The sequence below is a fragment of the Dyella marensis genome (genome assembly GCF_900112865.1).
Taxonomy (GTDB): Bacteria; Pseudomonadota; Gammaproteobacteria; order Xanthomonadales; family Rhodanobacteraceae; genus Dyella_D; species Dyella_D marensis_A.
Map to the genome: position 1 here is coordinate 13,915 of NZ_FONH01000005.1, position 12,370 is coordinate 26,284.

General features: G+C 69.7%; 10 protein-coding genes. 3 read left to right on the forward strand and 7 right to left on the reverse strand.

Features of this window, described 5'->3' with window-relative positions:
- Position 1: 1 nt before the first annotated feature.
- Positions 2-817: a glycosyltransferase family 2 protein gene (locus BM172_RS09535; RefSeq protein WP_026635314.1), complete on the reverse strand. Its 816-nt coding sequence runs from the start codon at positions 815-817 to the stop codon at positions 2-4.
- A 306-nt stretch (positions 818-1,123) separates the two neighbouring features.
- Between BM172_RS09535 and BM172_RS22925 the strand changes: the two genes are divergently transcribed.
- On the forward strand, positions 1,124-3,157 hold the full coding sequence (locus BM172_RS22925) for a glycosyltransferase (protein ID WP_177218810.1): 2,034 nt from the start codon (positions 1,124-1,126) through the stop codon (positions 3,155-3,157).
- Here BM172_RS22925 and BM172_RS09545 read toward each other — a convergent pair.
- From BM172_RS09545 to def, 6 genes are all read right to left on the reverse strand, one after another.
- Positions 3,154-4,140 (reverse strand): glycosyltransferase family protein, encoded by a 987-nt coding sequence (locus BM172_RS09545; RefSeq protein WP_026635317.1) that lies wholly within the window; start codon positions 4,138-4,140, stop codon positions 3,154-3,156. The genes BM172_RS22925 and BM172_RS09545 overlap by 4 nt on opposite strands.
- Before the next feature lie 9 nt (positions 4,141-4,149).
- Entirely contained in the window at positions 4,150-5,148 is a 999-nt protein-coding gene (locus BM172_RS09550; protein WP_026635318.1) for a glycosyltransferase, read from the reverse strand.
- Positions 5,149-5,152: 4 nt separating this feature from the next.
- Positions 5,153-6,880, reverse strand: coding sequence for an ArnT family glycosyltransferase (locus tag BM172_RS09555; RefSeq protein ID WP_026635319.1), 1,728 nt, complete (start codon positions 6,878-6,880; stop codon positions 5,153-5,155).
- 101 nt (positions 6,881-6,981) lie between these two features.
- Entirely contained in the window at positions 6,982-8,277 is a 1,296-nt protein-coding gene (gene rsmB, locus BM172_RS09560; protein WP_026635320.1) for a 16S rRNA (cytosine(967)-C(5))-methyltransferase RsmB, read from the reverse strand.
- Entirely contained in the window at positions 8,274-9,200 is a 927-nt protein-coding gene (gene fmt, locus BM172_RS09565; RefSeq protein WP_026635321.1) for a methionyl-tRNA formyltransferase, read from the reverse strand. The genes rsmB and fmt overlap by 4 nt, the downstream gene beginning before the upstream one ends.
- Before the next feature lie 11 nt (positions 9,201-9,211).
- Positions 9,212-9,721: a peptide deformylase gene (gene def / locus BM172_RS09570; protein ID WP_026635322.1), complete on the reverse strand. Its 510-nt coding sequence runs from the start codon at positions 9,719-9,721 to the stop codon at positions 9,212-9,214.
- Positions 9,722-9,910: 189 nt separating this feature from the next.
- On the opposite strand from def, the gene BM172_RS09575 reads away from it, so the two are divergent.
- Entirely contained in the window at positions 9,911-11,035 is a 1,125-nt protein-coding gene (locus tag BM172_RS09575) for a LysM peptidoglycan-binding domain-containing protein (RefSeq protein WP_026635323.1), read from the forward strand.
- 91 nt (positions 11,036-11,126) lie between these two features.
- Positions 11,127-12,257, forward strand: a complete 1,131-nt coding sequence (gene dprA, locus BM172_RS09580; RefSeq protein ID WP_026635324.1) for a DNA-processing protein DprA — start codon at positions 11,127-11,129, stop codon at positions 12,255-12,257.
- Positions 12,258-12,370 lie beyond the last annotated feature (113 nt).

Here is a 12,370-nt window from a genome sequence, read left to right on the forward strand (position 1 = left end):
GTCAGCGGTCGATTCCGTGGCGATGGAGCGCGGCGGCGCCGCTCTCGATGGAGGCCGGGTTGCGGCGCATCTCGTAGTAACGCATGCGCTTGTACACCGCGTACGAGGCGGCGGTCTGGGCGATGGCGTAGCCGCGCCAGCCGTCGAGGAAGGCCAGGCGGAACAGGTAATCCTTGAGGAAGGCCAGCGCGAACACGAACGGCGTCTGCCACATCCGCACGGGCTTGTCCTTCTCCAGCCAGTCGCGGCACTTCAGTTCCGCATAGCGCAGCACCTTGATCTGCTTCTCCGGCAGGCTGGGATTGTTCTCGTGGTTGAAGCGGGCCTGGAAGGTGACCGCGGGGCCGTCGAAGCGCAGCGATTCGTGCACGCGCACGTCGGCCCAGCGGGCGCGGTCGCGGTGATAGAGGCGGGCCATCTTCTCGCCCATCGAGGGCAGGTAGAAGCGCATCGGCGCGCCCATGTAGATGGTGGCGCGGCGCAGCCACACGGCGCAGGTGTCGCCGGCCATCAGCGCGGGAAGCTTCGCCGCGATCTCCCCGGCTAAGGCCGGCGTCAGGTACTCGTCAGCGTCCAGGGCCAGGATCCAGTCGTTGCCGGCCTGGGTGGTGGCGAAGTTGCGCTGCGGCCCGAAGCCAAGCCAGTCCTGCCGCACCACGCGGGCACCGTGGGCCTGGGCGATGGCCACCGTGTCGTCGGTGCTGCCGCTGTCGATCACCACTTTCTCGGCGGCGAACGGCACGCTGTCCAGGCAACGGGCGATGTTCTTCGCCTCGTTGTAGGTCATCACGACGAGGGTGAGGGGGAGCGTGTGCATCGGGGGATTCTAGCCGATGACCTGCGGCGGATCGCCGGCAGGCACCGGGGCCGCGGGCAACCGGGCTATTCCAGAAATGCCATCGGAAACGTCTTCAACACTCTGCAGCCGTTCGCGTCACGTTTCTCCCGGGCCGGGTATCCTTCCGCGCCGTCGTGCGTTAGATCGGTCTGGATGCCCCAGGGAACGCGCTGCAGGATGACAGGACCCGCTTCGAGCATGTGGAACCGAAAGTTGAGCGACGTAAGGCAGAACGGGGCATCGCGGGAAGGCCGGGCGACGTATTTCCGGCGCCGGTGGGAGGCTTTGCCCACCTGGTTCCGCTATTGGATGCTGCTGGGCATGTGGTGGCTGCTGGTCGGCCTGGCCGGCAGCCCGACCGGGTCGAAGGTGTGGAACCCCGGCAAGCCCTATCACGACAGCCTGATCGTGCTGTTCCTGCTGCCGGCCCTGTGGCTGGCCTGGAAGTGGCGTGGGGTGATGTTCCGCGGCCTGGCGCGGGTGCCCGAGGGGCCGCTGCTGGCGGCGTTCTTCGGCTGGGCCATCGTGACGGTGGGCTGGGCCCGCAACGGCAATCTCGGCGACGACGTGGTGGTGGTGCTGTACGCGGCGCTGTTCGTCGCGATCTGGGCCAGCCTGGTGGCCGGGCAGCCGCGGCGTTTCCACCAGGTGCTGTACTGGGCCGGCGTCGGCCTGTCGCTGGCTGCACTGGTGGGCATGGCGGCGTTCCCGTTGCGCGACGGCGTGTGGCAGGCGCAGGACCGCCTGATGGCGTTCGGCACGCTGAATAACCCCAATCTCGCCGCCTTCGCCTTCGGCGCGGCGATTTCCTGGATGACCCAGCTGAGCGTGCGCGACAAGCGCCTGCGCGTGCTGCAGTGGATTTCGATCGTGGCGCTGCTGGGCTTCGTGCTGCTGACGCTGAGCCGCTCGGCCTGGCTGGCGTTGATCGTCAGCCAGGGCGTGATCATGCTCGGCGCCACGCGCCGCCACCTGCGCCGGCGCGCGGCGGTGATGCTGGTGGTGGCGGCGGTGATCATCGCGCTGGGCGGCTGGCAGTACATGGAAGAACGCGGCATGTCGTACCGGCCGCAGATCCTGGCGCAGGCCATGGGGCTGTTCCTGCAGCACCCGATCCTGGGGCTGGGCATGGGCAGCCGCTACACCATCCATGTCGGCGACCAGGAGTGGGAGCACAGCCACAACGTCTTCAGCCATCTCGCCATCGTGCTCGGCCTGCCCGGCCTGCTGCTGTGGGTGGCGTTGTGGCTGGTGGTGGGCTGGCGCGCCTGGCGCTACCGCCATGTGGCGCTGGGTCGCGCGCTGCTGGCGATGTGGGTCTACGCCAGCGTGGCCTGGCAGTTCGATGCGCCGCAGATGCTGCGCCGTCCCGACGTGGAATGGCTGCTCGGCTGGCTGCCGCTGGCGATGAGCATCGGGCTGGCCTGGCGCATCCGCGACGATGGCGCGCCGGCCGCGGCGACGGACGGCCGCAAGCCGGCCAAGGTCTCGCTGGTAGTGCTGACCTACAACTGGCCGGCGGCGCTGGGCAAGGTGCTGGAAAGCATCACCGCGCAGAAGCGGCTGCCGGACGAAGTGATCGTCGCGGACGACGGTTCCGGCGAGGAAACCCGCGCGCTGGTCGCGCGCATGGCGGCGAACTTCCCGGTGCCGCTGCGCCACGTGTGGCAGGAGGATCTCGGCTTCCGCGCCGCGCGGTCGCGCAACCGCGGCATGGCGGCCAGCCGTGGCGACTACGTGATCCTGATCGACGGCGACATGGTGCTGCACCCGCAGTTCGTCGCCGACCACCTCGCCCTGGCCGAGCCGGGCTATTTCCTGCAGGGCGGGCGCTTCAAGACGCATCCGCGCGAAACCGAACGCCTGCTCGCCGGCGGCAAGCCGCGCTTCGCGCCGTGGGCCGATGCGGATTTCCACGTGTTCGACGGCATCAAGCGCCTGTACGCCTTCCACTCGCTGCCGCTGGCGCGCTGGAAGTCGCGCGCGCGCAGCGGCGGTCGCGTGATGAGCTGCAATACGAGTTTCTGGCGCGAGGACCTGCTGCGCATCAACGGCTTCGACGAGCGCATGGAAGGCTATGGCGCCGAGGACCGCGAGCTGGCCGCGCGCATGGGCAATGCCGGGGTGACGCGGCGGCAGCTGAAGTGGGCGGCGCTGGCGATGCATCTGGACCATGCCTCGCGCGCGCAGCCGGATGTCGACGACATGAGCCTGCCGAACAACCGGCTTTATCGCGCCACGGTCGAGCAGCGCATCACGCGCTGCGAGCAGGGTATCGATCGGCACCTGGCGGAGTTCGCCGGTACCGGCGCTTCCTAACGCTGCAGAGCTCGCAGCGCGGCGCCGACGCGCGCGGGGAAGTCCGCGCGGTTGGCGTCGAACCACGCACGCGCCGTGCGACCGAGCGTGGCGTATTCATCCGCACTCATCGCCAGCGCACGCCCCACGACCTGCTCCAGGCCGGCTTCGTCGAACAGATAGCGCGTGGCCAGGCCCATCGCGCCGTCCGCCATCGCCGGCACCAGCAGGCCGCGATCTGTGCCTAGCAGCTCATTCATCGGCGGCGCATCCACACCGATCGCCACCGCGCTCACGCTCATCGCCTCGCCGATGTAGTGGCCATAGCCTTCCGTCTCGGACGGGCACAGGTGGAAACGGTGGCTGTTCTGCAGCTGGCGCAGCGCGTCGTCGGAGAGATAGTCGGTGATGACGCGGATATTCGGCGCGTTGACGGAGCCGGCTTTGTGGCGCACCACGGTGAGCATCGGCCATGCCGGATGCCGCGCCCACAGCGCGAGCAACCGGTCCGTGCCTTTGGTCAGGCTACCGCCGGCGAGATGGAAGAAACCTTCCGTGCGCGCCACCGACGGATCGTGGCGATCCTCGCTGGCGAAGCCGACGAACGACGTCGTGCAGCCATGCGCCTGGAACAGCGGTGCCGCGTGCAGCGTCTTGGTCCACACCGCATCCATCCGCGACAGATGGCGCAGGTCCTTCGCGTCGAACCATTCCGGATTCGGCAGCGCCACGTTGCGGCGCGCCAGCGGCAGGTGATCGGGCCACAGGTGCTCGAACATCAGGTTGATATCGAAGCGCGGGCGCGTGGCCAGTGCATGCTTCGCGTGGCTGAGCATGGCCTTCCACGGCTTGGCCAGCGCCCAGCGGCGGCGCTCGTCCGCTTCGCCCAGCAGGGTGAGGTGCACCTCGCAGCCGTGCGGTTCCAGCGCCGCCTTGAGCAGGCGCGCATCGCGCGACAGCCCCAGGCCGTTGTCGCGGACGATGAGGTTGACGCTGGTGCCCATGCGCGCGGTTTAAGCCAGCGCCGCCAGGGCGTCGAGGAAGCGCCGCGGGAAGGCTTCGCGGTTGGCGTCGTACCAGGCACGGGCGTGCAAGCCCAGGCGCGTGCGCTCTTCCTCCGGCATGGCCAGGCAGCGCTCGACGGCCGCTTCCATCGCGGCCGTGTCGAAGTCGTACAGCGTCGCCAGTTCCTGCTTGCCCGCGGCATGCGCGGCGACCAGCACGCCGCGTTCGGGCGTCACCAGCTCGTTCATCGGCTCGCCGTCGACGGTGATGGTGACCTGGCCCAGGCTCAGGCTCTCGACCAGCGAATGGCCATAGCCTTCGGTCTGCGAAGGGCACAGATGGAAAGCATGCGAATTCTGCAGGCGGCGCAGCTCGTCTTCGTCCATGAAGTCGCGGATCAGCCGCACGTTGGCCGGCAGCGGCGGAATCTCCACCCGCTTGCGCCGCCACACGATGGTCAGCGTCGGCCATTCCGGATGGCGCGACCACAGCTCGATCAGCGGCAGCGTGCCCTTGTTGCCGCTGCGGCCCGGGCCATGGAAGAAACCCGGTTGCAGCGGCACGCCACCGCGGCGGCAATCCTCGCTGGTGAAGCCGATCAGCGTGGTCGGGCATTGCAGCGCGCCGAACAGCCGCTCGCCGTGGCGTGTCTTGACGAACACGCGGTCGAAGCGCGGCAGCTCCCTGATCCACTTCTGCTCGAACCACTCGGGGTTCGGGATCAGCACATTGCGCTGCGCCTGCGCGAACAGCTCCGGCCGCACATGCTCGAGCATGATGTTGACGTCGTAGCGCGCGTTGAGCACGCCGCGCCGCCAGCCGCGCCACAGCCGGCGCAGGCGCGCATGCAGGCGCTTGAGGCGGTTGCTCAGGCGGCCGCGATGGCCCATGTGGGTGACGGTGACGTCGTAGCCCGCGCCGCGCAGGACGCCGGCGAGCAGTTCCATGTCGCGGGTGAGCCCGGCGCCGTTGCTGCGGACGATCAGGTTGACGCTGCGCGCATGCATGGCGTCAGTCCGCGGTGTTGGCGGGCACGCGGTCCACATCCTCGCCCGGCGTGCAGCCCGGGATCACCGCGTCGGCCTTGAACAGCCACCACTCGCGGCGGTTGGCATGGCCCAGGCTGATCGCCTTGCTGCGGTCGACGCATTTCTCCATCACGCCGTCGAGCGCGAACAGCCAGCGGTGCGCGGGATCCTGCGCCTGCCACTTCACCGCGGCGACGTATTGCTCGTGCCAGGGCACGGTGAAGCCGAAGTCGGTGGCGGGGCGGTCGAGCATCAGCAGGTTCTGTTCCTTCCAGGCGACCAGGCCGAGTTCCTCGTTGGCCGGCACGCGCTCGCGCACGTCCTGCATCAGGCCGGCGGCGGAGCTGGAATCGTTGAGCAGCGGATAGGCCCACAGGCTCCAGGCCAGCCACATCGCCGCCATGCCGCCGCACACCGCCCACACCGCGCGGGACATGCGCAGCGCGGCGATCAGGATCAACTGCACCGCGCCGATCGCCACGAACATCCACCACAGCGCATGGCCGCCATCGTCGAAGCCGCGCGCGGTGGCGAATTCGGTGGCGAACTTCGGGTGCGCGATCAGCGCCGCGGCGCCGACGCCGAGCATGGCCGCGCCCATCGTGCCGATGAAGACCAGGCCGGCGACGCGCAGCCAGCGCTTCTGCAGCAGCTCGTGCAGGAACGGGCCGGTGATCAGCGCCAGCATCGGCAGTGCCGGCATGATGTAGACGTCGCGCTTGCCCTTGGGAATGGCGAAGAACACCAGGATCAGCACGATCCAGCCCAGCGGCAGCAGGATGCGCGCGTCCTTGGCCTTCAGCCGCTGCCACCAGCGCGGCAGCGTGCCGGGATAGGTCAGCGACAGCGGCAGCCAGCTGAACAGCACGATCGGCACGTAATAGAACGGCGAGTGGTGGTGATCCCACGACTTGCTGTAACGGCCGGCGGTCTGGTGGAACAGGATGTCGTTGACGTAGCCGGCGTAGGTCGGATCGCTGCCATGCGCCTTCGCGCCCAGCAGCATCGGCACCAGCCACAGCGCGATCGCGGCGAGCAGCGCGACCAGGCCCAGCGGCCAGCGCCACCATGCGCCCGGGCCCATGCGGGAGACGCCGTCCCAGCCGCCGCGCCAGGCGACCACGTACGGCACCAGCATGAACAGCGCGAGCACGCCGACGCCCTTGGTGATTACGCCCAGTCCCGCGCAGAAACAGCCGAACCAGAACGCGCGCCAGTTCGGGCCTTTAAGCATGTGAACGAGCAGGCCCCAGTTCGCGGCGGTGATGTAGAACATCACCAAGGGATCGATCTGCGCGCGCTTGACCTGGTAGACGAACTGGAAACTCACCAACAGCGCCGCGGCCGCATACAGGCCGGCCTGCCGGCTCCACAGCCGCCGGCCCAGGTCGTACACCAGCAGCAGGGTGCCCAGCGCGGCCAGCAGCGAGGGCAGCAGGAAGGCGATGCGCCAGTTGCCGATCAGCTTGTAGCTGGCGGCCTCGGTCCACATCAGCATCGGCGGCTTGTCCGAATACAGCTCGGCGCCGCGGTGCGGGAACAGCCAGTCGCCGCTTTCCACCATCTGCTTGGCGGCGAGCGTGAAGCGCGGCTCGTCCGACGGCCAGGGATCGCGCAGGCCGATGCCGGCGCCGATCACCACCACGGCGAACAGCAGCAGCAACCAGAAATAGCGGCGTTCCTGGGAAGTGGCTTGCGGGGCAACGGACATGCGTGGATTTCCGGCGGCGGCGCCGCGACGTAGCGATGGGTGGAACGTTTCTTTAAGCCAAACGCCTTATCCGGCGCTTAGACGGGCCGACCGGAAGGCGATCAGGCCCGTTCGAGCACGGCATAGTACATGCCGTCGAGGTCCCCATCCCCGGGGAGAATCTGCCAGCCCGCGGCGGCGGCCTGCCCCGCGGGCAGGGCGATCGGGGCGACCCGTGCTTCGGGCCGGCTGGCCAGGAATTCGCCGACCACGGCTTCATTTTCCGCCCTCAGCAGCGAGCAGGTCACGTAGAGCAGCCGCCCGCCCGGCGCCAGCAGCGGCCACAGCGCCTCGAGGATGCGGCGCTGCTGTGCGGCCAGCGCGGCGATGTCGCTGTCGCGGCGGTGCAGGCGCACGTCCGGCCGGCGGCGCAGCACGCCGGTGGCCGAGCAGGGGGCGTCGATCAGGATGCGGTCGAACGGGCGGCCGTCCCACCAGGCGTCGGGCTGGCCGGCGTCGCCGATGACCAGCTCGGCGGACAGGCCCAGGCGCTCCAGGTTCTGGCTGATGCGCCTGGCGCGGCCGGCGTCGGACTCGAGCGCGGTCAGCGCGACGTCCGCGCGTTCCAGCAGATGGCAGGCCTTGCCGCCGGGCGCGGCGCAGGCGTCGAGCACGCGCAGGCCGTCGCGAGCTTCCGCCAGGTCGGTGGCGATCTGCGCGGCGCCGTCCTGGACGGCGAAGTGGCCTTCGGCGAAACCGGGCATGCGGGTCACGTCGGTGCTGTGCGGCAGCACGATGGCGTCGGCCAGCCAGGCATGCGCATCGACGGTGTAGCCGGCTTCGCGCAGGCGTTCGAGCAGGTTCTCGCGGGTGGTCCGGCGGCGGTTGGCGCGCAGCATCAGCGGCGGCTCGACGTTGTCGGCGGCCATCACGGCATCGGCCTGCGCCGGCCAGTCGCTGGCGATGGCCTTGGCCAGCCAGGCGGGATGGGCATGGCGCGTCTGCGGCTTGGCGTCGAGCGCGGCCAGCAGCTCGACGCGTTCGCGCTGCCAGCGGCGCAGGATCGCGTTGACCAGCCCGGCCAGGCGCGGCCGCTCCAGGGCGCGCGCGGCCTGCACGGTGGCGGCGACGGCGGCGTAGTCGGGCAGCTCCAGGATTTCCAGCTGCACCAAGCCCAGCACCAGCAGGGCGTGCACGGCCGGTTCCTTCTGGCGCAAGGGCTTGTCGAGCAGGCGGTCCAGCGCGGCATCGAAGCGCAGCCACCAGCGCGCGCCGTCGCTGACCAGGGCGGTGAACAGGGCGCGGTCGCGCGGGTCGGCCAGGCGCGGCGCGTAGCGCTCGGTGGCGTCGCGCTGCGAGGCGCCGCGCAGCGCGACCTCGGCGAGGGCCTGGGCGGCCAGGGCGCGGGTATCGGTCATCGGGCGCCGCGCAGTTCGGGCCGCGCGTTGAGATAGTCGGCCGCGCCGATGCGCTTGCCGCCGGCGCGCTGCAGCGCGGTCACGCGCAGGGCGCCGCTGCCGCAGGCGATCTCGATGCCGTCGCGGCCGGCGGACAGCACGCTGCCGGGCGAGGCGGCATGGTCGCGCGCGATGGCTTCGGCGGCCCAGATGCGCAGCGGCTCGCCGGCGATCTCGCCTTCGGCCACGGGCCAGGGATCGAAGGCGCGGACCTGGCGTTCCAGGGCGAGCGCGTCGCGCTGGAAATCCAGCTTCGCCTCGGCCTTGTCCAGCTTGTGGGCGTAAGTGACGCCCGCTTCCGGCTGCGGCGTCGGCGCCAGCGTTTCGCCGGCCACGGCGCGGCGCAGGCCGTCGGCCAGTACCTCGGCCCCGAGAGCGGAGAGGCGGTCGTGCAGGCTGCCGCCGGTGTCGGCGCGGTCGATCGGCGTGCGGCGTTCCAGCAGCACCGGGCCGGTGTCCAGGCCCGCTTCCATCTGCATCAGGTCCACGCCGCTCTCGGCGTCGCCGGCCAGGATCGCGCGCTGGATCGGCGCGGCACCGCGCCAGCGCGGCAGCAGGCTGGCGTGCACGTTCCAGCAGCCCAGGCGCGGCAGGGCCAGCACCTTGCGCGGCAGGATCAGGCCGTAGGCGACCACCACCATCAGGTCCGGCCGGTACGCGGCCAGCGTGTCGCGCGCTGCCTGGCTCTTCAGCGATTCGGGCTGCTCGACCGGAATGCCGGCGGCCAGCGCGGCCTGCTTCACCGGGCTGGGGGTGAGCTTGCGGCCGCGGCCGGCGGGGCGGTCCGGCTGCGTGTACACGGCCACGACCTCGACGCCGCTGGCGCGGCAGGCTTCGAGGCAGGGGACGGAAAATTCAGGCGTGCCCGCGAAAACGACACGCAACGGTGCGCCACTCAAGCGCTGGCCGCCTGCTTGCGCTGCTTGTCCATGCGCTTGAGCAGCATCGAGCGCTTCAGCGGCGACAGGTAGTCGACGAACACCTTGCCGGCCAGGTGGTCCATCTCGTGCTGCACGCACACGGCCAGGGGGCCTTCGAAATCTTTCACGATCTCGTTGCCGTCCACGTCCTGCGCCTTGACCTTGATCTTCAGCGCGCGGGTCACGTCGGCATAGATGCCGGGGAAGGACAGGCAGCCCTCCTGGTACACCTGGGCGCCGTCCTTCTCCAGGATCTCGGCGTTGATCAGCACCAGCGGCTCGTTGCGCTCGTCGCTCATGTCCGCCACCAGCACGCGCTGGTGCACGTTGACCTGGGTGGCGGCCAGGCCGACGCCGTTGGCGGCGTACATGGTTTCGAACATGTCGGCGACGAACTGCTTAAGCTCGGCGTCGAACACGCGCACCGGTTCGGCCTTAGTGCGCAGGCGGGGGTCGGGGAACTCGATAATGGTCAGGGTCGACATGCAAATCACCTCGGCGCCGAAAATGCGGGCGAATTGGTGAAAAGCCAGCCCCGGCGCGATCTAGAATGAACCTCATTGTACGTCGGCAACCCCGTGTCTGGCAGACGATTCTGCCAACTGGCTCTGGTTGCGGACGCTGAACCTTCGGTTACACTCCGCCGAGCATCGGGGGATGGGGGATTCCCGTTTATGATTAGAAAGTCCATCGGGCTGCTGGCCGGCATGCTGGTCACGGTCGCCGTGTACGCCGCCGGCGCTCAATTGCGTTCGGACCATCCCGATTCGTACACCGTGCGCAAGGGCGACACGCTCTGGGGTATTTCCGCACGTTTCCTGTCCAAGCCCTGGCTCTGGCCGGAGATCTGGCAGGCGAATCCGCAGGTGCAGAACCCGCACCTGATCTATCCGGGCGACGTGCTCAACCTCTCCTTCATCAACGGTCCGCGCCTCGGCCTGCAGCCGCGCGTGCGTGCCGAGGGCGAGGCGATCCCGGCGATCCCGCTGTCGGCGCTGCGCATGTTCCTGAAGGAAACGCGCGTGCTGAACTCGGACGAGGTCAAGCAGCTGCCGTACGTGGTCGGCTTCGAGGAAGCCCGCCTGCGCGGCACCGTCGGCCAGAACATCTACGTGCGCAACCTCAAGGCCGACCCGGGCCAGCGCTGGGCCATCGTGCGCCCCAGCCACACCTTCCGCGGCTTCAACGAGGACGACCATAGCGAGCCGTACGGCCTGGTCGGCCACGAGCTGGACAACGAGGCCTCGATCGTCACCACCCCGTGGCGCGAGGAGTTCCGCAACGACCATCACTACGGCCGGGGCAAGGACCTGGGCACGGAAGTGACGGTGATCGGCACCGCCGAGACGCTGCGCACCGGCGACATCTCGACCCTGCTCCTGCTGGATTCCACCCTGGAAATCCACAAGGGCGACCGCATCCTGCCGATCGACGACAAGCCCTACGACGCGTACTACTACCCGCATGCACCCAAGGCCGTGCCGGACAATTCCCGCGTGATCGCCTTCAGCGATGCGATGGACTCGGTCGGTCAGATGCAGGTGGTGGCACTCTCGATCGGCGCGAAGGACGGCGTGGAGAATGGCCAGACCTATTCGGTCATGCATCCGGGCGAGACCATCAACGACGACGTGGCCAGCGACAGCTGGAGGCGCGACATGGGCAAGAGCGTCACGCTGCCGGAGGAATTCGCCGGCCACGTAATGGTGTTCCGCACCTTCGACCGGGTCAGCTACGCCCTGGTGATGGACGGCATCAAGCCGGTCTCGATGGGCGACCGCCTGACCATGCCGGAATAAACCTCCGACCGATGCCATCGGCATCGGCTGACAGAACGGCGCGGCATCGTCCGCGCCGTTTTTGTTTGCGCCGCCGCATAGACTCTCGAGCATGAGCGAAACCGATACATGGCGCGCCTGGCTGATGCTGCTGCGCACGCCGGGGCTGGGTTCCGGCGTCCTGCGCCAATGGCTGCTGGCCCACGACCGGCGCATCGAGACCGTGCTGGCGCACGCGCCGCGCCGTGCGGCCGCGCTGGGCGAGGAGGCCGTGGCCTGGCTGGCGCAGCCGGACGAGGCACTGCTCGCCGCCGACCTGGCCTGGCTGGCCGAGCCGGGCCACCGGCTGCTGTGCTGCACCGAGGCCGATTTCCCGCCTTTGCTGGAAGCGATCCCGAACCCGCCCGCCGCGCTGTTCGTCAGCGGCGACGCCAGCCTGCTGCTGTTCCCGCAGGTGGCCATCGTGGGCTCGCGCAGCGCCACTGCCGCCGGGCTGGCGCAGGCGCGCAGCCTGGCGCGCGAGCTGGCCATGGCGGGCTTCGTGGTGACCAGCGGGATGGCCGACGGCGTGGACGGCGCGGCTCATCTGGGCGCGCTGGACGCCGGCCGGCCCACCGTCGCCGTGGTCGGCACCGGCCTGGACCGGGTCTACCCGCGCAAGCACCTGGCGCTGGCGCACCGGATCGCCCGCGAAGGCGTCCTGGTCAGCGAATTCCCGCTGGGCACGCCGCCGGTGGCGGGGCATTTCCCGCGGCGCAACCGCATCCTGTCCGGCCTGGCGCTGGGTACCCTGGTGGTGGAGGCGGACCTGGAATCCGGCTCGCTGATCACCGCGCGGCTGGCCGGCGAACAGGGCCGGGAGGTGTTCGCCCTGCCCGGCTCCGTTCATAATCCCCTGTCGCGCGGCTGCCACCAGCTGATCCGCGATGGCGCCCGGCTGGTGGAAACGGCGGCCGAGGTGGCCGAGGTGCTGGCCCCGCAGGCCCGCGCGCTGGGCGCGGAACTGGCGGCGCGGCTGCACGGCGAGGACGGCACGCCGGCGCCGGTCCAGCAAGGCTGGAGCGGCGACCCGGAGTACGGCCAGCTGCTGGCCGCCCTGGGCCACGCCCCGGCCACGCTGGACGAACTGGCCGGCCGTACGGGGCAGTCCGCCGCCGCCTTGTCGTCGATGCTGCTGATGCTGGAGCTGGAAGGCGTGGTCGGCAGCCTGCCGGGCAATCGCTACCAGCGTCTGCCGGGCTAGCCGACCGATGTGCTGGAACCGCTCTGTACCTCGTTTTCACGAGAACAAGCTTGACGGCGTTGGCTTGGCATGCCTTTAACTAAATAAAGAAGGCCCGCCCATGTGGCGGGCCG